This window comes from Rhodococcus sp. MS16, assembly GCF_013277795.1.
In the GTDB taxonomy this organism is placed as follows: Bacteria; Actinomycetota; Actinomycetes; order Mycobacteriales; family Mycobacteriaceae; genus Rhodococcus_F; species Rhodococcus_F globerula.
Window position 1 is genome coordinate 450,562 of the sequence record NZ_VBTM01000005.1, and the last position, 26,214, is coordinate 476,775.

Sequence of the window (26,214 nt, forward strand, 5' to 3'; positions counted from 1 at the left end):
AGGATCGTGGTCTGCAATTCCGACGACTGTTCCCCAGCCAGGTGAGCGGTGTCGGTGGTGCAACCACCGCCGACAAAGTCATGATCGAGCTAGGAGCGCGCGTTGACCCCAGTGGTACTCAGATGTGGCGATTCACCCGTGCCTCTCCCGTTGGGCGAGGTCACGTCGTTCGCGCTGCCGGAGGTGCCCGAGAAAGACGACTTCAGTGAGGCCCTGGCACAACTGAAGGTCGTCTCCGAACCCCGCTTGATTGTCGTCGGCACGGACGCGGCGTTTGCCGCTGTGCTGACGCGACTGATGCGTCTCGGGCTATTGGACGTCGAACTCGCCTACGTCACGGAGGATCGGTCGGACGCCACCGATGCGTACAAACTGTCCACGGGCGCAAAAGCTGCCCGCGCAGCACTCAAAGGCACCGCGCACGTCGTGCCACTGATTCGCGACGACGCCGGAATAGCGCTGGTCGGCGCTGCCACGGTCACCGGGCCAGGCGGAACCGAGGAATTGATCGGTGAGGCGTACGTCGACGACAACAAACTCTTCTCGGGCACTGTGCAGGGTGTCCGGATTGTTCCGAGCCCCAAGCTGCCAGGCATCCGGGCGTCCGTTGATCGCCGCAGTCGCTGGGCTGGGCGACGGTGGCTGGAAGGTCGAGCCGTCCAACTGGGAGCGCCCGCAGCCCACCTCGTGCGCGACGGTGTTCCGAACCCCCGAGACCTCAAACGCTCGACGTTCTACCGCCACGACAAGACCTGGCTGTTGGTCCGGTGAGAACGGGCGCTGCGAGGTCAGCCGTGCGGCCTAGCCCCGTCTTCCTCGGGGTCGTGGCCGTCGCTGTCCTCGGCGGCGTTGTTGCCTGGGGTTCCGAATGGGGTTCCGTGTCCGGTCGGGCCGGGGTTTTTGTTCTTGTTGTCGCCGGTTGGGTGGTGACTCTCTGTCTCCACGAGTTTGCGCACGCTTTTATTGCGTGGCGACACGGCGACACCGACGTCGCAGCCCGAGGATATCTGACGCTCAACCCGTTGAAATACAGCCATCCTTTGCTCTCGATCGGGCTCCCGGTGCTGTTCATAGCTCTTGGCGGTATCGGCTTGCCCGGCGGTGCGGTTTATCTCCGCACCGGGATGTTCTCGCCCAAAGTCCAGGCCCGCATCTCCCTGGCCGGTCCGGCAACCAACGCCATCGCCGCCATAGTCTTGCTTGTCGTCATACGCATTTACGGATCCGGACCAGAGCATGTGACGTTCTGGGCGGGGTTGAGTTTCCTCGCGTTCCTGCAGGTGATGGCGACCGTCCTCAACCTGTTGCCGGTTCCAGGACTAGACGGCTACGGCGCGCTCGAACCGTTCCTGAAGCCAACGACCCGAGCGCAACTCGACCAGTTCAAACCGTATGGATTACTCCTTCTGGTCGCAGTTCTCTTTGTCCCTCAGGTCAACGTGATCTTTTTCGACGCGATCTATTGGATCTTCGAACTCAGTGGGGTACCCGGGAACTACGCGGCGGCCGGCAATTCGTTGATGCGCTTCTGGACGTGACGGAGATCGCACCCTTCCGAACAACGCTGAACGCCGACATGAGAACCTGACATTTCGGTCTATTAACTTTTCAACAGGAGCACCACTGATGATTTCGGCGTCGATAGAGTGCGGCAATTCGGTGTACACCATCCGAAAGGCAGAGCTTCACGACGTAGGCACCCTGGTGGACCTTCTAGCCGACGACCCCATCGGGTCCACTCGTGAAACCACAAATCCCGACGCCCGGACGATCTACGAGAAGGCTTTCGAGAAGATCGACGCCGACGACGCACACCTGCTTGTTGTTGTCACCACCGCCGACGACAACGTGATCGGCACCGTGCAACTCACCTTCATCCCCGGACTGAGCCGGATGGGTGCAACCCGGATGCAGATCGAGGCCGTTCGGGTGCACGAGGATCACCGCAGCCAGGGAATCGGGAGCGCAATGCTGCGTTGGGCATGCGACGAGGGGGCACGCCGCGGCGCATTCCTCGCTCAGCTCACCTCCGACCAGACGAGGACAGAAGCCCACGAGTTCTACGAACGCCTCGGATTTGTCGCCTCACACATCGGGTTCAAGAAGTCCTTGAGCTAACGCACGGCTGAAGATCGCCACGGAATTTCCGAACCTGCGCATGCCTGTTGGCTTCGCATCGTCTTACTGGTGATGCGAAGCAAACGCGCAGTGTTCAATTCCGGCAGGGCCGGATTCAGTCTCGATGCACTGGCCCTTGGCGGGTGGTGGAGCGACGGCGACGTTGTTTCGGGTCGATCGCGGCCGGCGGGATGAACCAGGGTTTGTGATCGTCGCCCATCTTGATTTCCCAGATGCCGCGGAACCCACTGGTGCTATGGATCAACCGGTGGTGACTACGGCAGAGGAGGGTGAGGTTGTCCATCACCGTCAGTCCACCGACCGACCACGGTTTTATGTGGTGGGCGTCGCACCAAGCCGGTACGGCATCACAGTTCGGGAAGGCACAGCCTTTGTCCCGAGCGATCAACGCGGTGCGCTGTTCGGGTGTGACGAGGCGTTTGTGCGGGGTCGCATCCAACGGCGCACCGTTGCCGTCCATCAACACGGTGGAGAGCATGCAATCGCACGCAAGCATGCGCGTCAGGCTCACACTCAGTGGTCCCATCCAGGGCATGTACCCGACATCAAGATCCTCGACATCAGGCTCATCGAAATCCGCTGCGACATCGCTGCGCATGGTGGCGCATTCCCGATGCTCGGCAAGATCTTTCGCGGTGATGTGCACGTTCACATGCGGACGCTGACCGCCGTCGACACCGGTCATGGCGTTGTCGAGGTAGCGGCGGATCAGTTCGGTGAAGGCGTCGGCGGTGCGTTTGGCAGCTGATCGCTGATCCGGGGTTCCGTCCGCGGCCGGTTTCGGCATCGACAAACCCGAGAGAGCCGACAACAGCATTTCGCCTGTGAGTGCGTCGAAATCGCCCTTGATCGCGACCCGCCCGTTGAGCGTCGGCGAAATCCGCAAGACGTTGAGGTCGTCGTCCTCACCGGGCGGGGTGTTGTCGGATTCGAAGATCCGCTCCAGGACCGCAATCGCGTAGCGGAGTTTGATGGTGGTCGCCTCCACCCCGGATGCGGCAGCGAGCAGTGTTGCCATGCAGGACGGTAGAGCGTTCTCCGGCATACCTTTTGGTGGGGATTCACAGAACGCGGCAATTATTGCCGCATGGTCGAGCGAAAGGTCACCGGCCTCGAATTGGGCAGCAATGTCCGGGAACGCCCGCAGTGCGGCACCGAGGGCGGCGATTCTGTTGCCGGCCGCGTTCTGCAGCATCGTGTTCGCTGCCAACCACCGCCCCACGCCGCGGTAGCAGAGCACCTGCTCGTCCGGATTGAGCGCCAACTCGTCGACTGCGGCAACCCGAATCGCTTCCAGCCGAAGAATTTCCGCCGATGCACAGACGGCAACGTCCCGAACCTCGGCCGGACGCAACCGCCACAACCTGCCACGCACACCCGCAGCCGAGCCAGCTACAACATCCCCCACCGAAACAAAATCGCTGACCGTGGTCATCAGAGCCTCCCCACCCTTGACCACAATGATACTCGAACGTTCGTTCGATTCAAGAGGCATTTCGGACAGGTTCCAAGAATATTCACTCGAGCCGGACCTCTTTGCCGAACTCGAACAGTTCATCGCAACCTCCGATCTCCCCCACAACGTCAAAGACACCGCCCGACGCAAACTCGCCGACCCCACCCTCAGCTGGGAAACGATCGCCCAAAACTCGACGCCACCCGTCGTCACCTCGACCGGATAGCGCCGCCACGAAAGATTCGACACCGACCAACTCGCCGCCACGAACTGATCAAGCCAGGTTCCTCCCCAAACTGCTTAAGGTGTTTCAGGGGTGTTTCACTCCCCGAGCGGCCAAGAAAGTCGTCGCACAAGTCGCCCCGAACACCGTGTCGAGGGGAGCGACTCTACGGACTCTCCGGAAGGAACCACCATGACCGAGACCAACACCGCCTGATTCATTACAGTGCCCCGCATCGCAGGACACGGTGGATACGAAAACAAGTGCTACACCCATTACGTCCAAGACAACGGCGGCCACTACTGCCTGCACGGACCGATGGTCCAGACGGACGCAGAATGGCTCGCGAACAAGATGAACACCCAATGGGGCTAACCACCAGCGTCAAGGGTTTTCGGTGGTATTGAGCGCGAACGCGAACTCGGTCGTCGAGACAGTCGAGTGCATATCCGCTGGCAAGCCAGCGCGAAGCGGCGGCGCGGCAGCCATTTACAAACAAGATTGCCTCGAGCGGTCATCCTCCACCTGAATTTTCGGGTGGTCATGGAACTTTTGATCGAGCCTCAGCACAATGCAGGCTGCACGGTTCATTCATCGGATACGTTTCGGCACTTACGTTTCCGTGACAGAAGGCGCACTCGCTTCGGCACGGATCGGGCTGACACCTGGGTAGGCGACCTCTCCGTCGTGTCCTTAAACAGCGATCAAGTCACACTTCTCGATAAGCAGTCGACTGTCGAGAACGCCGCGGCGGCCATCCCTTAAACAAATCAGTGCTTTTCCAGAGCGGAGCGCAGCGGAGTTCAATTTGGGACACCGTAGGTGGCCGGATCAACCGTCACATCACAGGCAAACCACCCTTGGGTAAGAAAATGACGCGGATCGCCTCTACAATGCTCACGGCTTTTCCTCGGGCAGTCGCCGGCGGGCGTGGTCGGCGGCGCCGTTGCCGGTGATCAGCCACAGCGTGCTCAGGTCATCGACCAGTTGCTCAAGGGTGATATCGACAGTGCCGTTGAGCCAGCTCATGATCGCCTCGGCGGTGCCGCCGACGAGGAACGCCGGCGTAACTCGGGCCAGGCTGTCTCGTTCGAGTTTTACATCGTGAACTTCGCGGGCGTGTTGAACCAGGATCGTCGCGAGGCCTTGAACGACCGCGGCCCGGTGGGCCAACACCGCAGGGGACGCGGAAACCGCGTCGAAGAGCACCCTGGCGCGACGAGGGTCCTCGACCAGGGCTCGCACCGCAGCGTCGATGCTCTGAAAGGCCCTCTCCTGCAGGGACTTCTTTGCTGACATTGCGAACGCGAGGACGGCACTCTCGCTTACGTGACGTGCGGTTTCCTCGACGACGGCCGCCGCCAGTGCATCGAGGGTGTCGAAGCTTTCGTAGAAATAGCGTTTGTTCAGCCCAGCGGTGGAGCACACCCTGGCGACCGTCGCGGTGCGCCACTGGTCAGTGGCCATGATTCCCAGCGCGGCGTCGATGAGCTGGTTGCGGCGAACCCGCACCCGCTCGCCGGCATCGATTCCGCCGTAGCTCCGCGCAGGCTGGGCACTCATGACAGCCATAGTGGCATTCACCTCGTCTCGTTCGCTGCGTAGGGCCCTTGACACCTGTCGACCATATTTGGCACAGTTTGGTACCAGAATAGTTCATCGGCTACCGAGAGGACGTTCATCGATGTCACCCACACCGCCTGCTGCTACCGGTGCCACCCAACTTCCCTCCACCGTCACAGCGGTGATCGGGCCGATACTGGCCGAGTTGCGTGAGCTCTCCAAACACGCGCCGGGTCGAGCGCGAGTAGAGGGATGGCGGTACCTGCGTGAGCTGAGTAGGGCCGACCGCCGCGACCAGATCGGCGCGTTGTTTGCCGCCGGAACACGGCCCGCGCAGCTCGACGGTGCCTACGAAGGTTTGATCGTGGGCAAACTCTTCAATGTTCCCGAGGCCGCGTTGGCCAATCCGCTGCTCGCGATCAACCCGACGTGGCAGGGCAAGACGTTCAACGCCGAGTCAGGTACGGGGTTCAATCGACTGATCCCGTTGGCGCGCTATGCGATGCGGGTGATCGCGCCGCTCTATCGCGGCCTGCGTCGGGCCGGCCCGGAGATTGTGGGCTTCGACTTTCGCTACAGCGCCGATGTCGGACTGGTCACTCCCAAGATTCCCGTGATCGCGCTGGACTACGGCATCGAGGAGTACTGCAATCCGAGTGTGCGGACCTTCCCGATCAAACGCACCCGTGACGAGATCGTCGAGTTGCTACCAGGGCTGCACCTCGGTAGAGCGTTGCTCACGATGCACACCGGTGAGATTCGTACTATCGCCCACTTTGCGTTGCGCCACTTCGAGAACGAGGAGGTGCGGTCATGATCGAACTCGACGGGGCCGTCGTCTGTGTCACCGGCGCAGCCCGCGGCATCGGACGTGCCACTGCTGCTGAACTTTCTCGCAGAGGAGCACTAGTGTGGATCGGTGACCTCGACACTGAGGAGGCCGCCCGCACCGCTGCTGAAATCGATGCCAAGTCAATGCATCTCGATGTCACCAAAGGGGAAAGTCTGCGAAAGTTCTGGGCTGCCGCCAGCGCCGACGGCCCGGTTCGGATGCTCGTCAACAATGCCGGAATCATGCGGCTAGGTCCGTTCGTGGACCAAAGCCTCGAAGGCCATCATCAGGAGGTGGCGGTCAACCTCGGCGGCGTCATCAACGGCATGCACGTCTTCCTCCCCGACATGTTGGCCCGCAACTGCGGCCACATCGTCAACGTCGCATCAATGGCCGCCAAGGTGACCACACCAGGAATCGCGGTGTACTGCGCCACCAAGTTCGCCGTTGCCGCCCTGTCGCGGGCTGTGCGCGCCGAAATTGCCCACACCGCAGTCACGGTCACTACGATCATGCCTGCGGCAGTCAACACCGAACTCACCTCTGGTGTTTCGCTCGATCTGCAACCCACGCTGCAACCCGAACAGGTAGGTCGCGCCATCGCCGACACTGCACGCCGACCAGGTCGCGAGGTCACAGTCCCGCGCTGGCTGGCACCGATAGGAACGCTCGAGGAAGCTGCACCTGAACGTCTCTTGCAAGTCGCTAAGCGTGTCGTCACCCGCAACCGGCCACCCGGGGATTACGACGACACCCAGCGCCGCGCGTATCTCGACCGAATCCTCCGATGACCACCTTGCTCAACAGGATCGCCAATCGATATTCGACGATTAGCTGTTGCCGCGCACCCGAGCGCCGTTCACGGACACCCGCAACTCCCCCAGTGGCACGACGTGGCCGGATTGGTTGCGCACGTCGACCGTCACGGGTTCACCAGTGCTGTCGTCGGCAACGTTGAGCGGCCCACCCCTGCCCCCGTGCAGGTACTTGTCGCCCCACTGCATGAGCGCCAGCACCGCCGGCAGTAAATCCCGGCCCATCTCGGTGAGCACGTACTCATGCCGAGTACGCTTCCCCGGCTCCTTATATGGCTGACGCTCGAAGATGCCGGCAGCAGTGAGATCCTTCAGGCGCGCCGACGCCACTGCTTCGGTGATACCGACCCGCGACGCAAAATCGTCGAAACGAGTTGTGCCGTAATAAGCCTCACGCAGGATCAGCATCGCCGACCTCGTGCCGACCACTTCCATTGCGCGGCCGATCGAGCAATGCGTGGCTTGCCACGCGCCCCGGTCTGCCAAGACTCCGGTCAGTCGCACTGCGTCCATGCTCATCACCTTACTCCCTGACTTGCCATTGCCCTAGCCAGGGTTTAGGTTCCTGACTATGGAACTCAACAGTCAGCCCGTCAGGACGGGCCCACTTCTGGCAATCCTGTCGGGAGCACCATTTGTTGCGAGCCTCGATCTCTTTGTCGTCAATGTGGCCTTCGGCGACATCGCGAAGAGCTTTCCCGGACATTCACTCGGCGAGTTCAGCTGGATCCTCAACGGATACGCAATCGTCTACGCCGCACTGCTCATCCCACTCGGGCGTTGGGCTGACCGCATCGGCCCCAAACGAGCGTTCATCGCCGGTCTCGCACTCTTCACTCTCGCCAGTGCCGCTTGCGCTTTCAGCCCGTCACTGTGGATGCTCGTGGCATTCCGCATCGTCCAGGCCGTGGGCGCGGCAGCACTCACCCCGGCCAGCCTCGGACTTCTGATCAACGCACTCCCGGCCGCTAAACGCCAATCCGGCGTTCGCATCTGGGCCGCTTCCGGCGCTGCGGCAGCGGCATTCGGCCCCGTTGTCGGCGGCATGCTCGTGGAGGCGTCGTGGCACTGGGTGTTCCTGATCAACGTTCCCATCGGGATTGTGCTGCTCTACTTCGCCGTTCGACTTGTCCCGGATGCCGCGGAGAAGGACCCCGATGCAGGAATGGACCTGGCCGGCGCCGCACTCCTCACCGTCGGCATCGGTGCTCTTGCTCTCGCACTGGTTCAGGGTCCTGACTGGGGATGGACAGACCCGCGCATCGTTACTGCCTGTGCGCTCGCCGCGGTCACTCTGATTGCCTTCTGGTGGAGCAACTCCCGCCACTCCGCTCCGCTGATCGCGCCGGATCTCCTGAAAGTCCGCTCGTTTGCCTGGTCGAATATCACCGCCATCTTGTTCAGCGCCACATTCGCGGCCGGACTTCTCGCGAATATCCTTTGGTTGCAAGAAGTCTGGGGATACTCGGCACTGCGAACCGGATTTGCCGTCGCTCCCGGTCCGATGATGGTTCCGTTGTTTGCCATCGTGGGCGGAGCCCTCACCCGCAAATACTCCGCCGGCCGAGTAGCCGCTCTGGGCAGCGCGCTCTGGGCTGCGGGCACGCTTTTTGTCCTGCTGTCGGTGGACACGACACCGCACTACGCCACCCAACTGCTGCCGGGGTGGATCGTCACCGGGATCGGCGTCGGCCTCGCTCTGCCCACCATCCTCTCGCAGGCAACCGCCGACCTACCCGCTGCGCGATCGGCCACCGGCAGCGCCGTCATCAGCATGAGCCGGCAGATCGGAACTGTGCTTGGCGTGAGCATCCTGATCGCAGTCCTCGGAAGCGCGGTCGACTACAGCACCTTCCGACAAGCCTGGTGGGTCATCGTCGCAATTGCTGTTGCATCCGCAGTCGCATCACTCGGGATGACTCCCACCTCCAGCACGGATACCGCCAGCTCGGAGACCGCCGGCACGAAGTCGGTGCCGCGGCAAGGCATACCCGTCGAGTAGTCCGGCAAGGTCCGGCCCGTCAGTCAGTGACCCAACGCCGTCCATTCGGGATCCGGCTTGCTCGCCACTACTCGAAACACGACCCCGCCCCGTCCGCTGCGCTGCACTTCGTCGATCAGGAAACCCGCGTCCTCGAGGTATCCGATGGGATCGCGAGTGAGGTGGTCGGAACCGAAACGCACAAAAAGCGGTTCGACCACCTTCATCACGGCCCGCGCAAAAACATTGGTGCTCGGCCCGTGTTCCGCCAGTACAAATCGACCGCCGGGCACCAAAACGCGGAAGGCCTCGACTGCAGCTCGGCCCGGATCAGGAATCGTGCAGAACGCGTAGGTGGACAGCAGCGTATCGACGCACTCGTCGGGGATATCCAGTTCCTGCACGTCTCCGTACCGAAGGTCGACGCTGGTGCTCACACCCTCGGAGACCCTGGCGCGGGCCTGATCGAGCATCGCTTTCGAGATGTCCACTCCGATGACGTAGTCGACGTCCTTACCGTAGAGCGGCAAGTTCAGGCCGGTACCGACGGCAATCTCGACGACGCGGCCGCGCGCTTTGTCGACTGCCCATCTACGTGCGTCACCGAGTGCAAAGCGCTCGAAGCGTCCGATCTGTCGGTCGTAGTGAGTCGCCATCGCGTCGAAACTCTTGGCGACCTGTGCTGTGTCCGGTTCGCGCATGATGCCCCATTCGGTCGATCCCATTCGGTCGATCCCCTGTGCAGTCTCGCACGCGAACAACTAGCCCGGAAGCCCTTAACGCAACGATGTCTGCAGAGTTGACGTCGGGTCTGCGCTACTCACGCTATGAAGTCGCCGGTATCGTTCGAGGTGACCTGCCGCCGCCTCCGACGTTCATGGGATAGAGACTTCGTGCGATCAAGCAACTGCGTTACCGGATCCGTCCGGCCACCCCTTTCCACTGATTCCACTGGAGGTCTGTGATGGCCGGCGGACTGTTTGCCCTGCTCGACGACGTCGCCGCTCTGGCTCGGATGGCAGCAGCGTCGATCGACGACGTAGCTGCCGCGACCGGTAAGGCAACGGCCAAGGCTGCCGGCGTGGTGATCGACGACGCGGCTGTCACTCCGCAGTACGTGCGCGGCTTGGCGGCTGAACGCGAACTGCCGATCATCAAGCGCATCGCGATCGGGTCGTTGCGCAACAAGCTGCTGATCATTCTGCCGATCGCGCTGCTGCTCAGCCAGTTCCTCCCCGGGCTACTGACTCCCCTGCTGATGGTGGGTGGCTGTTACCTCAGCTACGAAGCTGTCCACAAAATCTGGGGAGCGATTTTCGGCCACGGCGACCATCACGAGAGCGCAGACGAGCATCCTCGTGACGAAGAGGCCGTTGTCTCCGGCGCCGTGCGTACCGATCTGATTCTGTCGGCCGAGATCATGGTGATCGCACTCAACACCATCGCGGGTGAAGGTTTCTGGAGCCGACTGATCATTCTTGCCGTCGTCGCTGTGGTGATCACCGTTGTCGTCTACGGCGTTGTCGGATTGATCGTGAAGATGGACGACATCGGTTTGCGCATCGCCGAGTCGTCGTCCGGTTTCACTCACAAGGTCGGGCGCGGGCTCGTTCGCGGCATGCCGCACGTGATGTCGGTGCTCTCCGTGGTGGGCACCGCCGCAATGCTGTGGGTGGGTGGCCACATTCTTCTGGTCGGCATCGACGAACTCGGCTTCCATCCCCTCTACGACGCCGTTCATCACGGCGAAGAAGCGGTCAAGGATATTGCCGGTGTCGGCGGAGTCCTGGCATGGATCGTCAACACTCTTGCATCTGCAGCTCTCGGCCTGGTGGTCGGTGCGGTGATCGTCGCAGCGCAGTTGGGTATTACGAGCGTGCTGGCAAAGCGCTCGGCCACTGCGTAACTCGGCCACTGCGTAACTAGCTGATCTCCAGCTCCCCCATCCGCGACCAGTCGACGCCGGGAATATCGGCGTTGATGATCCGCGGGGTCTCGCTCAGCGCCGGGCGCATCGATTCGAGTCCGCGGCGAAAATGATCGCCGTTGACGTGTTGGGAACCTGCTTCAGGATCCCGGAATGCCTCCACCAGGAGGTACTCTCCGGGGTTTTCGGCGCTGCGGAACCAGTCGAACCAAAGGTTGCCCGGCTCCGCTCGCGTGGCATCGGTGAATTCCTTTGTCAGCTCCAGCCATGTGTCCCGATGCTCTTCGAGTACGTCGAACTTCACCACGATAAAAATCATCACTGTCCCAATCTGTGAATTGTCCCGGCGCGCGGTCTGCCACTCTCCTATTCAAGAGTGGCAGACCGCGGCCCGTGTCCGATGAAAAGTTCAGTAGATGTTCGAGGGGCGGATCATGCCCTCGGCCAAGTCGCCGAATCCCGGAGCCATGATGGCGCCTGGATTACCGAAGACCTCCTCGACCACTGCTGTCTCCGTCGTGATGAGTAGCGCGGCAATCGACGCGGCGCTCTCGAGCGCCGCGCGGGTGACCTTGAACGGATCGACGACGCCGTCTTCGAACAGATCCCCGTACTCGCCGGTGAGCGCATTGAACCCGTGGCCCAATGGCAGCACCGCAACGGTGTCGACTACCTCGTCGCCGTCGAATCCGGCGTTGATCGCTATCCATCGCAACGGTTCGGCCAGCGCCCGCCGAACGATCTCGCATCCAATCCCCTCGTCTCCGGGAAGATCGAGTTCAGTTAGTGCGCGATGAGCCTGGGTAAGGGCAGTGCCGCCACCGGATACGAGACCCTCCTCGAGCGCGGCCCGGGTTGCGGCCAAGGCGTCTTCGACTCGCAACATCCGTTCCTTGAGCTCGACGCTTGTCGCGCCGCCGACCTTGATCACGGCAACCCGCCCGGTGAGCCTGGCGACGCGCAACTCGAGGCTGTCGCGGTCGGCGTCGATCTTCGCCCGCTCGAGCTGAGCGGCAATTTGCGCGACTCTCGCATCAACCAGATTCGGATCGCCGTGCCCGCCGACGATCGTCGTCTCGTTCTCGGTGACGGTGATGCGGTCACACGAACCAAGGTGCTCGAGAGTGATCTCGGACAGTTCGATTCCCGTGTCCTTGGCGATGACATGTCCACCGAGCGCCACCGCGAGATCCTGCAGTTCCGCGACCCGGCGATGACCGAAGCCTGGTGCTCGGACGACCACCGACGCCATGGTCCGGTGCATGTTCCCACCGACCAGTAGCTGAAGCGCCGGACCGTCGACGTCCTCAGCCAGAACGACAAGGGGCCGATCGGCTCGTTTGGCCACCTCGATGCTCGGCATGATGTCCTGCACTTTGTCGATCTTCTTGTTGGTCAACAGAATCAGCGGACGCTCGTGCACCGCTTCCATCCGTTCGGGGTCGGTGACCATGTAGCCAGAGATGTATCCGTGGTCGAATTCGATCCCGTCGACGATGTCGACCGACATGCCAAGCGTGTCACTTTCCTCGGTGGTCACGACGCCGTTCTTCCCCACGTAATCGACAGCCTGAGCAATGGCTTGCCCGATGACCTCGTCATCACTTGCCGCCAGGCTCGCCACTCTCTGGAGATCGCCCGGACCGGAGACCTGAACCGATTGCGCACGAAGCGAATCCACGACAACAGGAATGGTCCGTTCGATACCGCGTCGCACCCGCATCGGGTTTGCGCCCGCCTCGACCGCGCGCATCCCCTCGCGCACCATCGCCTGAGCCAGCACCGTCGCCGTGGTGGTGCCGTCACCCACAGCGCCGTTGGTCTTCATGGCAACTTCCTTGACCAACTGAGCGCCCATGTTGGCAAAAGGGTCGCGCAATTGGATTTCCCGGGCGATCGTGACCCCGTCATTGGTGATCGTCGGTGGCCCCGTGAGCTTTTCAAGTACCGCGTTCCGCCCCTTCGGGCCGAGTGTCACCTTGACCGCGTCGGCCAGAGCATTGACACCGTGCTCGAGCAGAAGGCGTGCTTCCTTGTTGTACCGCAGTTCCTTGGCCATGTCTGTGTCCTTTTCGATCTGACGGATATGACGAGCTGACAGATGTGAATAGCGCCTGCTACGGAACGAGGATCGCCCGCCCACGCACCCGCCCCGAATCCAGATCGTCGAGTGCGCTCTGGAACTCCTCGAGTGGGTATTTAGTTGTATGCAGAGTCACTTTGCCTTGGGCTGCAAGGATCATGAGCTCCTGCAAGTCGTTGTAGGAACCAACAAGATTGCCGATGAAGTTGATCTCAGTTGAGATCACGTCGATTGTGGGAACGTCGATGTTCTCGCCGTATCCGACGACGTAGTAGTTGCCCGCACGGCGAAGCATGGCGATCCCCTCCGCGGTGGCGCCGCCCTCACCGACAAAATCGACGACGGCCTCCGCGCCGTGGCCTCCCGTCAAGTCCAGCACCTGCTGCACATGCGTGCCGTCAGCGACGATGCCGCGGTCGGCGCCGATGTCCACGGCCAGCTTTACTGCCTCGGGATTACGGTCGAGAACCACCACCGTCACCCCCGAGATCGCTTTGAGCACTTGGATTCCGATGTGACCGAGCCCGCCCGCACCGATCACCACACACACGTCGCCTGGCCTGGTCGCGGCCGCAACCTTCGCGACTGCGTGGTACGCCGTGAGTCCGGCGTCTGCGAGGGCGGCGACGTCGGCGGGGTTGAGTGAGTCGTCGATCCGCACGACGCTACGAGCTGTGGTGCGAAGGTATTCCGCGTAGCCTCCATTGGTGTCGATCCCGGGGAATTCACTGTTCTCGCAGTGCACGTCGTCGCCGAACCGGCAAGCACGACACAATCCGCAGGTGATGAGAGGGTGCAGAATCACCGTGTCACCCACCGAGACGTTGGTGACGGCATCGCCGACAGCGTGGACCCAGCCGGCGTTCTCGTGGCCGATCGTATACGGCAACTCGACCCCGCTCTTTTCCTTCCACTGCCCCTCCAGAACGTGAATATCGGTGCGGCACACTCCGGCTCCCCCGATCCGCACTATGACATCGAGTGGGCTCTCGATCTTGGGCTGCGGAATGTCGGTGAGCTGCAACTTGGTGTGATACCCCACAACTTGTACGGCCTTCATTGCGAGCTCCTGAGGTTGGTGATCGAGGGTACGGCGCCGACTGGTTCTTCGTCGGCGTAGCGGGTAGCGAGGAGACCCCGACAGAAATGTGCGTTGCCTTCCATCGAGATTCGGACCGACTTGGCAAATCGCAAACGCATGGGTACTTCCTCACGTGCAATGCCACGCCCCTCCTCGTCTACGAGGACTCGGCTGTTCGGGCACGTACTCAGACCGATGGCGATGCGGCGACGCATCAACGCCGCCTTGTCTTTCCCCGCTGGGAGGTCGCGCAACGTCAACGCGCTGATCTTGTCGACTTCCAAAGAGGTTTTCTTCAAGAGAGATTCGACGCATCGCTCCATCGCTGCGGTATGGGCCTTGCGGAGGAAAATTCTGCGAAGCTCACTCAGACTTTCCTCCGCCTCGACGCCGAAAGTGCCGACATAACCGGCATCCGCAGCCAATCCGTCATTGATCTTGGTGCTGTCGTGGTGATCGTCGAGCATGATCCGCACCTCGCCGACGCCATCCACCAAACGTAGGGCGTCCTGAGCGTCGGATGCCATGAGGTAAGCGAAGTTCGGCGAACAAAATGCCGTGGGTAACCGCAGGTGCACGGTGACTCCGTCGTTGTCGATCGTCACCGAACGCACGAATCCCAACTCGGTGATCGGCTCGTCGAGTTCCGGATCTGTGACGGTCGCGAGGGCCTCGAGGACGTTCTGCTCCACGGAGACCGCAAGCGTGGTCACGGCGACACAGCCTCTCGCGCTCCAGCTGCGACATCGACACCTTCCTGCCCGGCCGGCTCGGCCAGCCGCAGTTCTGCGGGAACGTCTATGTCGTAGAGAGCCGCCGCGTTGAGCCCGAGGATTTTCTTCTTCTGTTCCACGGTGATCGGAGCGTATTCGGACTGCATGTCCTCCGGAATCTGGAAGTCGACGAACTTCTCGATCAGCCATTTCGGAGTCCAGATTCCGTAGTCGCTACTGAACAGGATCTTGTCCTCGCCGATCCAGTAGAGGAGCTCCCCGATGATCTGGGCAAAGTACCTTGGGCGAGTGTGGATGAACGGCAACGCAACCGCCAACCCGCCGTACACGTTGGACTCCTGCGTTGCAATCCAGCAGAAGTCCTCCAACCGAGGCAGACCCACGTGCTCGACGACAAATCGTAGGTCGAGGTAGTCGGTCGCGACCTTGTCGACGTCCGCCACGTCGAACGCGTCACGGTCCAACGGACGAATCGTCGGCCCCTTGTGCACGTGAACATTCTTGATACCCAACGCGATGCACTCCTCGAGGTACCGCCGCGACCACGGATCGTCGAGTTTGTATCCGCGGGAATCGCCATGCCACTCGGCCGTGTAGAGCTTGACGCCCTGGAGGTTCATCCGCTCGGCGTCCCGGCGAAGTTGTTCCAGGCCTGCCTCCTCGTAGCGAGGATCGTAGGCGTGGTTGTACGTGAGCTTGTCCGGATGCTTCTGCGTCAGGGCAAAGGCCTCCTCGGTCTGCCCGAATCCGTTGACGTAGAAGTCGCTCAGCAGCGTGGCCTGGAAGATCGCGTGATCGACGTAGCCGTCCACAAAAAGGTCCTTCATCAACCGATCCGAACCGTAGTAGGTGTAGGTGTCGTAGTCCCACACCTCGTCCGCAGGGCTGAGGTTCTTGTGGTAATCGTAGAAACAGTCGATGAACTGCTTGCCGTGCACGTTCTTGTGGTTCGACTCGCGCCCGTCCCAGAGGTGCACGTGCCCGTCGACGATGAAATACTTTTGCCCGTCCTTCTGATACATCGCTTCCCTCGCTTCACTTTTCAGGTCGTACAGGTGGGTGACGGTCAGCTCGCCGTGAGATCGAAACCGATGTACTCGGCGGCGTCTTCCGGACTGGCGAACAGCATTGTCTTGTCGTCGAGATGAACCATGCGTCCGTAGTGGGTGGAGCTGATCTCCTCGAAAATGGAGCCGTCGAATTCCGAACCCAGTGCGTCGGTGAGCTCTTCGTAGTCGAAGTTGAGAAGGCGTTTGCCGTCCACGCGAATCATCGAGGGATACTCGGTGAGTTCGACACCGTCCTTGGCTCCCATCACCTCCGCGACGATGCGGCCCGTCGGAGTATTCATCAGGGTCACACCACACATGTTCGAGAACTCCGTGTCAGATCCGAAGTGCATGCTCATTTTTCCAACTCCTTGGGGATATCGAGCCCGAGATCCTCGAGCAGTGAACTGAACTTCGCAGTAGCGGCGTCGAGACTGTCGGCAAACGTGACGGCCTTGTCGGCCGGCTGCGACCAGATCGGTTGCAGAGCGCGCGCCGCGTCGAGGCACCGCGGCACCCACGTCGCCAGCCAGGCGCCGAAGAGTTCCTTGTTGGACTCCCCGGTCTCGGGGTCGCGTGTCAACAACTGGAAGAGATTCCGCGTGTAGGCAAGGTCGCGGTCGTAGTCGTGTTCGCCGGTGCCGACGATCGTCGGAGTGATGTAATCGCCGTTGCGAGCGGCGATCTGCATGACAAGTTCGCTGCGGAACAACGATCCCACCAATTGCTCGAATACGATGTTGGTCGCGAACAGCAGCTCGCACCAGTCCGGCACCGCGGTCAAACGCTCGACTACTTCGCGGGTGGGCTGCCACTCCGGCGCGGACTGCCAGACGTCTTTGTGCGCTCCCCCGTCGAACGTGTCGACCGCCTCGGACAGGTCCAGGTTGAACAGCGCAAGATCCTGCGCGAATCGCATCTTGTGGACCGCATTGACTGCGACGGCGGTGTTGATCATGTTTGTCGGTCCGGAGCGCTGAACCGCTGTGAACACGTGCAGCGCCAAGCCGTTCTCCGCGTGCATCCACGCACCCAGATTGCGCTCGATGAACTTCAGCCACGGCGCATTCCAGCTTTCGTACACCCGTGCCCGCTTGGCGTTGGACAGACACAGCTCCACCTGGTGGACAACTTTGGAGTTGTTCCGGAAGATCGTCTGATCCCATTCCTCGTTCGGGTCGAGAAATGCGTGCCAGTTCGACGATGTCGCGGCCGTCCATTCCTTCGGGTATCCGCCGGGACCGTCACCGAAGCCGTAAATCCAGCCCTGCGACAAATGCCGCTCGGGGTCCGGTTGCACGTCGACGGTGACGTCCTCGTACATCGTTGCCCGTCGTTTTGCCGGCGTGTAGTAGTTGTAGGTTCTGCTCTTCGAACTCGGGAACTCGAGTGCGCCTGCCTCGGAATCCGTGAATTCGATCGAGGGGAAGCTCCGTTGCTTGGTCCCGCTGGTGACGGTCATGTCGGTTCAGTTCCTTTCGGTGGCTGTGGTCAATCGAAAGCCGGGCTGGTGAACTTGTCGTAGAAGACTTGGTCTTTCGGAACCCCATTGGCGTCGAGCAAGGCAAGGGCGGCATCAACCATCGGCGGCGGTCCGCACAGGTAGACCTCGGACTTGCCCAATTCACTCTCGCGACGGTCGACGACGTCGGTGACATTGCCCTGTTCCACGGTCACGGACTCCGGCAGAATCGAACCGGACACCGCGTCGTCGAGCACTGCATCATCCGTCGCTGCCGATAGGCACGCCACAAACGTGAAGTCCTTCAACTGTGTTCCGAGTTCGAGGATTTCGTTCACGTAGAACAGATCTCGAGCCGTTCGAGCCCCGTAGTAGAAGTGCACCGGCCGGGTGTTTGCGGTCTCGCTCATGTGGCGCAGCAGCGAAAGAATGGGAGCCATTCCGGCCCCACCGCCGATGCACACCACCGGAAGGACGTGTCCGTCCTTGATCGTGAAGGACCCGTACGGTCCGGTCAACGACAGTGCGTCGCCGACTTTCATCGTGCTGTCCAACAAGCCGGCGAACTTTCCCCCGGGGTACTTCTTGATCAGGAACTCCACTTGACCGGGCGTCGATTGTGTTGTGGCCATGGAGAACGAGCGATGTTCGTCGCCACCCGGGATATGCAGGTCGGCGTACTGCCCCGGTTTGAATTCGAAAGTTTCGGGTTCGACGGCTCGCAGTCGCAGCGACACGATGTCCGGTGTCATCGGTTCCAGTGCAACCACTTCGGTGCGCACCGTCTGGATAGGTATGCCCCCGAGGAGTTCGTCCTCGTCGAAGTTGAGCAGCTCGATCGTGCAATCGCTGTATGCGTATGAACGACAGAGCAATACGTACCCTTCCTCTTCCTCGGCGTCGTTGCAGGCGAAGGTCGAGTAGTTCTCCATCTGAATCTCGCCGTCGAGAAGGTAGGACTTGCACGCCGAGCACCGACCTTCGCGGCAGCCGTGCATCAGATGAATGCCCTGCCGAAAGGCTGCATCGAGGATGTTCTCGTCCTCGCCTACTTCCATCTCGATGTCTACGGGCTCGAAGTTGATCCGGTGAATGTCGGCCACGGGTGTCTCCTGGGCTGATCGAGTGATGGTTGCGCCAGGCGGCGCGGAATCATGCCACACGCCGCCTGACGAAACTGGATACGGCGCTCAGGCCGGAGTCGCCCCGGCGCGGTATTCCGCGATATGGGCGATGCGTTCGGCGTCGGACATCTGGTTCAAGAGCACATTCGGGCTCATGAACGTGTTGCCACGAACGTCGTCGAGAGTCCACAGCTTCTTCGGGTCGTCCAGGTGCAGATGCGGCTGGCCGACCAGGGTCTTCCCGTCGTCTCGGACGTAACCGAGGTCTTTGACGATGTCCGCGAGATCCTTGTCGTGGTGCAGGGTTTCCCACTCACGAAATCCGGTGAGCCGACCCATGTTCGGCGTCGGCCTGCCCTGATACTCCTCACGGAAGGCCACCGCGTCGGTCCAGTAGCACGTTTCCGAGCAGTAGGTTCGCCACTGGTTGTCGACCTTCTCCACAACCATGTCTTCACGAATGAGCGCAGGCACCATGCAGGTCCAGCACCGATGCGGGTACTGGTATCCCACTTCCTCGAATGCGATCGGCTTGTTCCGGCCGGGGTAAGCGAGGCGGTTGTACTCCTCCCACCACTTGCCGTACTTCGAGTACCAACCGGGATACTTGTGCTCGAACCACTCGAAGTCCTTGTCGGTCATCGTGTCGATCCGCCAGTAGTTGACCGGCCATCCTGTTGCGAAGAAGCGCGCAACCTCGTGCACGTATCCCTTGTTCGTGATGCGATTCCAGGCTTCCTCGACCAGATCGTGCGGGATGGTCAGGCCGTACTTCTCCAACGGAATCAGGTAGCTGCGGTAGTAGTCGTCGTAGATCCACCGACGCCACATCTCGGCGTAGCTCTCGCGGTCCTTGCGGCGGTCCTTGGTGCCGTATTCGATGAACGTGCCAATCGCGGCGTCCACGACACAGTGGTTGTTCCACCACGCGTAGCGCAGGTCTCGCTCGAGCAGCGGACGGTTACGCTCGTCGGCCAGGGCCATCAACAGAATCGAATAACCGTTGGAGATGTGCCGCGACTCGTCAGACTGCACCGAGTGAAACACGGTGGGCAGCAGGTAATCACCGTTTGCGGCGGCTTCGTCTGGCATCGCGACGAACAGTGTGTTCGTGAACGCCGTCTCCGCGACAACCGTCAGATAGATATTGGCCGCCGTGATCGCGTCGCCGGTGATGAAACCTTCACCGAACTGCCGGCCGATCGTGCCCGCGTAGTTGTTCGCGAACGCCTTCTCGGTCATGTCGAACCCGGCCGGGTCGATGTAGTTGTTCATGTAGAGCTTCTTGAGATTCATCTGAATCGTCGAGTGCCGTACCTCGTCGATCATCTGGACCGCCAAACCGTTGTGAATTTCCGGGTTCGGCACGGCGTCGATGGCCATCGGCATAGCCCTGGCGGCGGAGATCTCCGGGAACGGAATGATCGACAGGAACAGCTTCTGCCACTCCATCCAACGCTGTTGGACCTGGCGGAACATATTGCCGCGGATCGCGCCGTCCATAGCGCCGTAGACCCTGTTGTCCTTCTCTTCCTCCATCGGGAAGTATGACCGCATGATCTGTTTGAGAGGGTCCTTCTTCGGAGCCTTCTCGAACGTGTAATCGGTGCCGAATCGGGTAGCCGGGGTTGCAAATGTCGGATCCCAGGTCAACTCGCTGATCTTCGCGTGGGCCTTTGTCAGGCTCTGCTTACTCAATGTGCGCCTCCTAGATCGAGTGCCGGCCTTGTGCCGGCTTGGGGGGACGTTGTGTAATTCACTCAACCTTGTGGCATACATCTCAGACGTCTCAGTTTGAGATTGAAGTCACACATATCGCTTTTTACGCTGGCCGAGCCACAAACAGCACGCTTAACGCACGCAAAGCCGACCCCAGGAGATCGACGATGGCCCACAATCTCGGGACCTCGAAAGTAGCTGTGCCCCCGCACTTTCCTTCGATCAATTCCACTGAACCCGCCGAGCTCGAACTACGCCACTGGCTTCGCGTTTCATGGTCGCGCTCACGCGACGCACTCGGCGAGACGGACGAACCGACGGCTGCCTACGTCGAGCAGGTTCCGGTCGACACCGTTCTGACCCGCGCCGCGTATCCCGTTTTATCCGCTCTCTCGGCCGAGATCGACAACGAACCGGTGTCCCTGATACTCACGGACGCCTCGGGTACCGTGCTCAGCCGCCACGGCGGTGACCGCAGTTTGCTTGCCGCTCTCGACCGCGTCGACCTCGCGCCCGGGTTTCGGTACGCGGAATCACAAGTCGGAACCAACGGAATCGGCACCGCGCTCGAAGTCGGCGCTCCCGTTGTCATCGATGGAAGCGAACATTTCAGTGGACTGCTCCGCTCGTTCTCCTGCGCCGGCGCGCTTGTCACCCATCCCCTCACTGGAGCCGTCCTGGGTGTCGTCGACCTGACCACCAAGTCGGAACACATGAACGCACTGCTGCTCTCGTTTGCCAAACTCGCCGCGGCGCGCATCAAAGAGCGGATTCTCGACGACGCCAACGAGCACGACCGAGCCGTGCTGAGCGACTACCACGCAGTCAGCCATACCGGCCAGCCTGTGATCGCACTCGGTGACGAAGTCCTGATGATCAACGCGCTGACACAACAGCAATTCGACTCACACGATCAGGCCGCGATCATCGACCGCATCCGTGACGCTCGCGGACAGGCCAAATCCTTCACGATGCTCACCGACCTGCCGAGCGGAGCCACCGCACGGCTGTCGTACCAGCCGACGTTTGTGGGCGACAAGTTGGCGGGCGGCATCGTGCGGATCACGGAACAACTCGCCACCCGCACCGCGCACATGGTGAGCACCCCGATCCTGCGCACAGTAACCGGCAGCAGTGCCGTGTGGCGCCGCACGGTTCACGGCGTCGTCGAGAGTTGCCGGAGGCGAGAATGGCTTGTTCTCGAGGGCGAACCCGGCGTCGGCAAGACGACGCTGATTCGGGCAGCGCACGAACATGTTTCGGGCACACACCAACTAGCGGTGCTCGACGCGGCCACACTCGGCGCCGAAGACCTCCTCACTCATGCCACAGCCGAACTGGCCGGCGGATCAGACTTAGCCGTTCTCCACGCACACACCTTGAGCGACAACGATCTCGGCGAACTGAGCCAATTACTGCAAGAAGTCGAACAAGGGTCACTCCCCCGCGAGCCTTGGGTGGCACTGACCATGTATCCACAGGAGCCCAGCGCCACATCCGCACTGCTTCGACTCTTTCCGAAGTCGATCAGTGTGCCGCCCCTGCGCTACCACATCGAGGACATCCCAGAGTTGGTACCGGCGCTACTGCGGACGCTCGGCGCCCCGGACCTCACTCTCTCTGCCGCGTCGTTGAACCAACTCAGCCGACTCGCCTGGCGAGGAAACGTCGCACACCTGCGAAGCGTCCTCTACGAGATCCATCGCCTCCGTCGCTCGGGCGTCGTGGAACCCGACGCTTTGCCCTCGGAATGCCGAGCGACCACCCGCCGGAACCTGACTCAGCTGCAGTCACTCGAGCGCGATGCGATAGTTGATGCTCTTGCACTCCATGCCGGCGACAAAACGGCTGCTGCACAGGCATTGGGTATGTCACGGGCCACGATCTACCGAAAGATCCGCGGTTTCGGCATCATCTACCGCGCCCCGGCCGTCCATTCCGCACCCCAGTGAACGACGCGGTCACCGCCCAGTGCTCTGGTGGCGCGCCGCCATCTGCTCCGCCACCGCGCACAGGGCATCGCGCAGCGACAACGGTTCCAGCACTTCGACGTCCGCACCCAAACCGATCAACTGAGAGAGCGCAACTTCAGGGCTTTCCAATCTCAATTCGACGTCCATCCATCCGGCCGAATCAGGTGGACCTGGCACCACTCGCGACGCCTCGACTCCCACCGCATCGGGGAGTCTTCGCCGACCGTTGGGCGACAATCGAATCCGACAGCTGAAACGCAACAGCGAACGGTCGAACTCCGCCATGGATGCCGCCCACCATGTCGCCAAATCGAAATCCGCAGGCCTGTCGGATAATTCGTCACACACCACGGGGCCGGTGATTCGGCCGACCCGAAACGACAGAGTTCGACCGCCCAGACGTGCCACCAGATACCAGACCCCGGCCTTGATCACGAGACCGAGCGGATCAACCGTCCGTTGTTTGTCACGGTAAGTGAAATGTACCCGGCGTGAATCCAGCACCGCGGACGCAATAGTCGGCAGTGCCGAGATATCGTCGCTGCCACCGAACCATCCGGGGACGTCCACAAGAATGCGGTCCTGCCACAACCGCGCGCCTTTCCGCAGGCTCGGCGGCATCGTATCCAGCAGTTTTGCGGCCGCGCCGTCCGCGGAATCCGTCCGGCCCAGATCGGCGGCGATGGAAGGCACGCCCAGCAGCATCAGCGCCGACGTCTCGTCGTCTGTCATTCCCGATAGCTTGGATTGCCAGCCGTCGAGCAAGCGGATACCGCCGCCCGGGCCACTTTCGGTCCAGATCGGCACACCGGCAGCGGACAACGAGGCCACATCGCGGTAGATCGTCCGTACCGACACCCCGAACTCGCCGGCCAACTGCTCGGCTACAACTCCTCGACTGCCCTGCAATCGCAACATGAGTTGAAGCAGGCGCGCGGATCTCATGGAGCGAACATTACCGAGAATCACTGACAGAAGTTGTCAGGAATAGGGGTGCAGAATGACCGTCATGGTCACCTGGAAGCAGTTCTCCGAAGAAGTTCCCGCCCTAGCCACAGCCGTCGAAGCTCGATTCAAGGCCCACAAGCATCACGTGCTCGCAACCCTGCGCAAGGACGGTTCACCGCGGGTCAGTGGCACCGAGGTGGAAATGCTCGACGGGCGTCTGGTGCTCGGATCGATGTTCGGCGCTCTCAAGGCAAAGGACCTCATCCGCGACGGGCGCTACGCCCTCCACAGCAATCCCGGCGAGCACACGATGGAGGGCGGCGACGCGAAGATCGCCGGAACCGCACGAGAGGTGACCGGCGAGGAGTTCGAGGCCGTTCTTGCCAGTTACACCTACGACGTTCCGAAACCCCTGCACCTCTTTGTCCTCGACATCGACGAGGTAGTCCATACGACCGTCGACGACGAACATATGTACGTGGACCTCTGGAAGCCGGGAAAGGAGATCACCCGGTTCACCAAGTGACGTTCTTCTCGCAATGCTCGCCGTTGGCGCACGATTCCACCTGCACTGTCGCGTGCGAAAGCCCGTGACTTTCCAAGACCGCGCGGGCGGATTCGAGAACGTGGGAAGAATCGGCGTCGCTGGTCAAATGCACTGTCGCAACGTCCATTCCCGTCGTCAGGGTCCAGATGTGCAGATCGTGCACGCCCTTGACATTGGGTAGCGCGGCCAGATCGGCTTCGACGGTTTCGACATCGACATCGGCCGGCGACGCCTGCGTCAGAATGCGCAGCGACGCGGCCGCCAACTTGAGTGCGCGGGGAACCACCCACAGCGAGATGAGCACACCGACAACGATGTCTGCCCACGTCCAGCCGAACAGGAGAACCACGGCGCCGGCGATCAGAACACCGACGCTGCCAACGGCATCCGCGAGCACTTCGAGGTAAGCGCCGCGCACGGCGAGGCTGTCTTTGGAGTCGCCACGCAACATGAGCATGACCACGATATTGGCGAGCAGACCCGCGGCGGCTGTGATGATGAGGGCACCGCCGGGAATCTCGGGTTCGTCACCGATGCGGCCGATTGCCTCGTACATCACCCACGCCGCAACGGCCAAGAGCATGGCCGCGTTGGCCATCGCTGTGAGGACCTCGGCGCGATGCCAGCCGAAAGTCCGTGCAGCGGTGGTGCTCCCCTTCTTGGCGAGCAGAAGCGCTGTCAACCCCATGGCCATGCCGACAACATCGGTGAGCATGTGGCCGGCGTCGGCGAGCAGAGCCAGTGAGCCGATGAGCAAGCCGACGGTCGCCTCGAGAACGAGGAAGGCAACCAGGATCGCGAGTGCGATCACCATCTTCCGGATGCGCGTCGGACTCGGTCCTACTCCGACCGAATCTGCCGCCGTGTGACCGTGAGAATGACCGTGCCCTGACCCCATATGACCGCTTACCTCCTGAGTTCTCCCGATCATATGCATACATTCGCATATATACAACGGGTTGCTCGGTGAGCGGGACAAAGGTCAGTGTTCAGGCTGGTACGCCGGTTTCTCCACAGTGGGCGGCAACGTAGCGATTGCCGAAATACGCTTCATCCCCGCCACCTGCAGTAAGTCGACAACCAGCGAGCGGATCTGCGCGAACACCACCGTCGCAGACAGGCCGGCAGTCTCCACAATTGCCGGCTTCAGTTCCTTGGCCACCGAACGTAGCACCCGGGCGGCCTCCGCCTGATCAGGCTGCTCCCCCGGTTCCGCCAGGATCATTTCCCTCAAGACGTCGACGGCCTTGGACAATTTCTCCACCTGGGTCACCAGACGTGGATCAAGAATTTCGTCGTCCCTGACCAACGTCAGGGAACGCCGCGACAGAACTCGAATGTTGCGCATCGCGTTGTCGATGGGATCGGCTGTCGCCATGAGTCGTTCGAGCCGCGGGCGAGTGTTCCAGTACAGCGGCGAGATCCGACTGATCTCCTGCCCGCCTTTGAGATTGGTGCGCAATCCGTCGATCGCCGACTGCGTCGCGCGGGCCTTACGGAGAGCCTTCACTATCGGCTCCGGATCGTTGGCTCGCAATCCGTCGGCCACCAACGCCAACACCTCCGACGACGTCGCGAGAATCGCCGCTGCATCCTTACGAGCGCGTCGCACGGGATGTGTGGGGATGATGGCGACCACCGCGATGCCCACCAAACCACCGACCAGTGCGTCGATCATGCGGTCGATTCCGCCGGTACCCCCTGGCGGAATCAACGTCGCCACCAGCACAGCCGAGTTACCGGCCTGCATCGAGAAGATGGGGCCGCTGTTCAGCAAGACCGCCACCGACATCGCCAGCACCACCACCAGGCTGATCTGCCACGCGCCGCTGCCGATACCGGAAATGATCAGATCGCCGATACCGATGCCGACCGTCACACCGGCCACCAACTCGAACGAGCGACGCAGGCGAGCACCCAACGACAGCCCGAGCGACACGACAGCGGCAATGGGCGCAAAGAACGGCGCGTGGTGCCCGATCACCGTGGTGGCAACCCACCACGCCAACCCTGCGGCCAGTGCGCATTGAAGAATCGGTAGCGCCGACGTTCTCAGCCGGCGCCCCGACTTGCGAGCGCGGTCCTTGATGCTCGACGCGCTCGGACGGAAACTGCTAACCGACGCCAAGCGCTTCGGCAGCGTTGGGGTCGCAATCCTCGAGCAGGTCCAGGCAGCGGGCATACTCGTCTGTCTCACCGATCGACTGCGCGGCCTTGGCCAGCACTGCTACACAACGGAGGAAACCGCGATTGGGCTCATGGCTGTACGGGACGGGCCCGAAGCCCTTCCAACCATTGCGACGAAGCTGATCGAGTCCGCGGTGGTAGCCGGTACGCGCGTAGGCGTACGCGGTGATGGTTGCGCCGCTCTCGAATGCGGCCTCGGCCAGATAAGCCCACGCGATGGACGCAGTGGGATGATCAGCCGCTACCTGAGCCGGATCAGCGTGGTTGAGCAGGGCCGATTCCGCGTCGTCGTCGCCGGGAAGCAGAGTGGGCTTGGGTCCGAGCAGGTCACCGAATTGGGTCATGGGCTTATTGTGCCCGCTGCGGTCCGT

Annotated in this window: 28 protein-coding genes; 11 read left to right on the forward strand and 17 right to left on the reverse strand. The window is 61.7% G+C overall.

The features are described from left to right. Nucleotides 1-111: 111 nt before the first annotated feature. From FEZ60_RS14950 to FEZ60_RS14960, 3 genes are all read left to right on the forward strand, one after another. Nucleotides 112-771 (forward strand): hypothetical protein, encoded by a 660-nt coding sequence (locus FEZ60_RS14950; protein ID WP_172936642.1) that lies wholly within the window; start codon nt 112-114, stop codon nt 769-771. Further along, nucleotides 768-1,538 (forward strand): site-2 protease family protein, encoded by a 771-nt coding sequence (locus tag FEZ60_RS14955; protein ID WP_172936372.1) that lies wholly within the window; start codon nt 768-770, stop codon nt 1,536-1,538. Before FEZ60_RS14950 ends, FEZ60_RS14955 begins: the two co-directional genes overlap by 4 nt. 88 nt (nt 1,539-1,626) lie before the next feature. Further along, the gene (locus FEZ60_RS14960; RefSeq protein WP_033235653.1) at nt 1,627-2,118 is read left to right on the forward strand and encodes a GNAT family N-acetyltransferase; all 492 of its coding nucleotides are present in this window, start codon (nt 1,627-1,629) and stop codon (nt 2,116-2,118) included. A 115-nt stretch (nt 2,119-2,233) separates the two neighbouring features. Here the strand turns inward: FEZ60_RS14960 and FEZ60_RS14965 are convergent, their stop codons facing one another. After that, on the reverse strand, nt 2,234-3,574 hold the full coding sequence (locus FEZ60_RS14965; protein ID WP_172936373.1) for an HNH endonuclease signature motif containing protein: 1,341 nt from the start codon (nt 3,572-3,574) through the stop codon (nt 2,234-2,236). Nucleotides 3,575-3,590: 16 nt separating this feature from the next. On the opposite strand from FEZ60_RS14965, the gene FEZ60_RS14970 reads away from it, so the two are divergent. Together FEZ60_RS14970 and FEZ60_RS14975 are read left to right on the forward strand one after the other, a co-directional pair. Next, complete coding sequence (locus FEZ60_RS14970; RefSeq protein ID WP_172936244.1) at nt 3,591-3,821, forward strand: hypothetical protein; 231 nt, start codon at nt 3,591-3,593, stop codon at nt 3,819-3,821. Nucleotides 3,822-4,043: 222 nt separating this feature from the next. Continuing rightward, complete coding sequence (locus FEZ60_RS14975) at nt 4,044-4,193, forward strand: hypothetical protein (RefSeq protein ID WP_172936374.1); 150 nt, start codon at nt 4,044-4,046, stop codon at nt 4,191-4,193. Between the two features lie 522 nt (nt 4,194-4,715). On the opposite strand, the gene FEZ60_RS14980 is transcribed toward FEZ60_RS14975, so the two are convergent. Further along, nucleotides 4,716-5,381, reverse strand: a complete 666-nt coding sequence (locus tag FEZ60_RS14980; RefSeq protein ID WP_172936375.1) for a TetR/AcrR family transcriptional regulator — start codon at nt 5,379-5,381, stop codon at nt 4,716-4,718. 121 nt (nt 5,382-5,502) lie between these two features. Here FEZ60_RS14980 and FEZ60_RS14985 point away from each other — a divergent pair, with 121 nt between their 5' ends. Beyond that, nucleotides 5,503-6,198 (forward strand): hypothetical protein, encoded by a 696-nt coding sequence (locus FEZ60_RS14985; RefSeq protein ID WP_242484607.1) that lies wholly within the window; start codon nt 5,503-5,505, stop codon nt 6,196-6,198. Next, complete coding sequence (locus tag FEZ60_RS14990) at nt 6,195-7,004, forward strand: SDR family oxidoreductase (RefSeq protein WP_033235656.1); 810 nt, start codon at nt 6,195-6,197, stop codon at nt 7,002-7,004. Before FEZ60_RS14985 ends, FEZ60_RS14990 begins: the two co-directional genes overlap by 4 nt. Nucleotides 7,005-7,043: 39 nt before the next feature. Here FEZ60_RS14990 and FEZ60_RS14995 read toward each other — a convergent pair whose 3' ends face one another. Continuing rightward, entirely contained in the window at nt 7,044-7,541 is a 498-nt protein-coding gene (locus FEZ60_RS14995) for a helix-turn-helix domain-containing protein (RefSeq protein WP_141485553.1), read from the reverse strand. 58 nt (nt 7,542-7,599) lie between these two features. On the opposite strand from FEZ60_RS14995, the gene FEZ60_RS15000 reads away from it, so the two are divergent. After that, nucleotides 7,600-9,030 carry an MFS transporter gene (locus FEZ60_RS15000; protein ID WP_172936376.1) on the forward strand — a complete coding sequence of 477 codons (1,431 nt, stop codon included), beginning with the start codon at nt 7,600-7,602 and terminating at the stop codon, nt 9,028-9,030. Between the two features lie 23 nt (nt 9,031-9,053). Here FEZ60_RS15000 and FEZ60_RS15005 read toward each other — a convergent pair whose 3' ends face one another. Further along, nucleotides 9,054-9,734, reverse strand: coding sequence for a methyltransferase domain-containing protein (locus tag FEZ60_RS15005; protein WP_033235658.1), 681 nt, complete (start codon nt 9,732-9,734; stop codon nt 9,054-9,056). A 239-nt stretch (nt 9,735-9,973) separates the two neighbouring features. Between FEZ60_RS15005 and FEZ60_RS15010 the strand changes: the two genes are divergently transcribed. Further along, entirely contained in the window at nt 9,974-10,915 is a 942-nt protein-coding gene (locus tag FEZ60_RS15010; protein WP_033235659.1) for a DUF808 domain-containing protein, read from the forward strand. A 16-nt stretch (nt 10,916-10,931) separates the two neighbouring features. Here FEZ60_RS15010 and FEZ60_RS15015 read toward each other — a convergent pair whose 3' ends face one another. The 9 genes from FEZ60_RS15015 to FEZ60_RS15055 all read right to left on the reverse strand — a co-directional run bounded on the left by FEZ60_RS15015 (nt 10,932) and on the right by FEZ60_RS15055 (nt 20,167). After that, complete coding sequence (locus FEZ60_RS15015) at nt 10,932-11,255, reverse strand: putative quinol monooxygenase (protein WP_172936643.1); 324 nt, start codon at nt 11,253-11,255, stop codon at nt 10,932-10,934. A gap of 90 nt (nt 11,256-11,345) precedes the next feature. Continuing rightward, entirely contained in the window at nt 11,346-12,995 is a 1,650-nt protein-coding gene (gene groL, locus FEZ60_RS15020) for a chaperonin GroEL (protein WP_172936377.1), read from the reverse strand. A gap of 58 nt (nt 12,996-13,053) precedes the next feature. Continuing rightward, on the reverse strand, nt 13,054-14,079 hold the full coding sequence (locus FEZ60_RS15025; RefSeq protein ID WP_172936378.1) for an NAD(P)-dependent alcohol dehydrogenase: 1,026 nt from the start codon (nt 14,077-14,079) through the stop codon (nt 13,054-13,056). Continuing rightward, a complete protein-coding gene (locus FEZ60_RS15030; protein ID WP_172936379.1) occupies nt 14,076-14,813 on the reverse strand; it encodes an iron-sulfur cluster assembly protein in 738 nt (245 codons plus the stop codon). Before FEZ60_RS15030 ends, FEZ60_RS15025 begins: the two co-directional genes overlap by 4 nt. Beyond that, nucleotides 14,810-15,856 (reverse strand): amidohydrolase family protein, encoded by a 1,047-nt coding sequence (locus FEZ60_RS15035; protein WP_172936380.1) that lies wholly within the window; start codon nt 15,854-15,856, stop codon nt 14,810-14,812. The genes FEZ60_RS15030 and FEZ60_RS15035 overlap by 4 nt, the downstream gene beginning before the upstream one ends. 44 nt (nt 15,857-15,900) lie before the next feature. Continuing rightward, entirely contained in the window at nt 15,901-16,242 is a 342-nt protein-coding gene (locus FEZ60_RS15040) for a propane 2-monooxygenase effector subunit MimD (RefSeq protein WP_172936381.1), read from the reverse strand. Beyond that, nucleotides 16,239-17,345: an aromatic/alkene monooxygenase hydroxylase subunit beta gene (locus tag FEZ60_RS15045; protein ID WP_172936382.1), complete on the reverse strand. Its 1,107-nt coding sequence runs from the start codon at nt 17,343-17,345 to the stop codon at nt 16,239-16,241. The genes FEZ60_RS15040 and FEZ60_RS15045 overlap by 4 nt, the downstream gene beginning before the upstream one ends. A 29-nt stretch (nt 17,346-17,374) precedes the next feature. Beyond that, nucleotides 17,375-18,448, reverse strand: coding sequence for an FAD-binding oxidoreductase (locus FEZ60_RS15050; RefSeq protein ID WP_172936383.1), 1,074 nt, complete (start codon nt 18,446-18,448; stop codon nt 17,375-17,377). An 87-nt stretch (nt 18,449-18,535) separates the two neighbouring features. After that, nucleotides 18,536-20,167, reverse strand: a complete 1,632-nt coding sequence (locus FEZ60_RS15055) for a methane monooxygenase (protein WP_138869958.1) — start codon at nt 20,165-20,167, stop codon at nt 18,536-18,538. A 188-nt stretch (nt 20,168-20,355) separates the two neighbouring features. On the opposite strand from FEZ60_RS15055, the gene FEZ60_RS15060 reads away from it, so the two are divergent. Then, a complete protein-coding gene (locus tag FEZ60_RS15060) occupies nt 20,356-22,140 on the forward strand; it encodes a helix-turn-helix domain-containing protein (RefSeq protein ID WP_172936384.1) in 1,785 nt (594 codons plus the stop codon). 9 nt (nt 22,141-22,149) lie between these two features. Here the strand turns inward: FEZ60_RS15060 and FEZ60_RS15065 are convergent, their stop codons facing one another. Next, nucleotides 22,150-23,106, reverse strand: coding sequence for a YafY family protein (locus tag FEZ60_RS15065; protein ID WP_172936385.1), 957 nt, complete (start codon nt 23,104-23,106; stop codon nt 22,150-22,152). 64 nt (nt 23,107-23,170) lie between these two features. Here FEZ60_RS15065 and FEZ60_RS15070 point away from each other — a divergent pair, with 64 nt between their 5' ends. Next, nucleotides 23,171-23,635, forward strand: coding sequence for a pyridoxamine 5'-phosphate oxidase family protein (locus tag FEZ60_RS15070; RefSeq protein WP_172936644.1), 465 nt, complete (start codon nt 23,171-23,173; stop codon nt 23,633-23,635). Here FEZ60_RS15070 and FEZ60_RS15075 read toward each other — a convergent pair. The 3 genes from FEZ60_RS15075 to FEZ60_RS15085 form a co-directional block, all read right to left on the reverse strand. Further along, nucleotides 23,625-24,554 (reverse strand): cation diffusion facilitator family transporter, encoded by a 930-nt coding sequence (locus tag FEZ60_RS15075; RefSeq protein ID WP_095886820.1) that lies wholly within the window; start codon nt 24,552-24,554, stop codon nt 23,625-23,627. The two genes, FEZ60_RS15070 and FEZ60_RS15075, sit on opposite strands and share 11 nt — an antisense overlap. Nucleotides 24,555-24,638: 84 nt before the next feature. Continuing rightward, nucleotides 24,639-25,784: an FUSC family protein gene (locus FEZ60_RS15080; RefSeq protein WP_033235661.1), complete on the reverse strand. Its 1,146-nt coding sequence runs from the start codon at nt 25,782-25,784 to the stop codon at nt 24,639-24,641. After that, nucleotides 25,771-26,187 carry a DUF3151 domain-containing protein gene (locus tag FEZ60_RS15085; protein ID WP_033235662.1) on the reverse strand — a complete coding sequence of 139 codons (417 nt, stop codon included), beginning with the start codon at nt 26,185-26,187 and terminating at the stop codon, nt 25,771-25,773. Before FEZ60_RS15085 ends, FEZ60_RS15080 begins: the two co-directional genes overlap by 14 nt. Nucleotides 26,188-26,214: the final 27 nt, after the last annotated feature.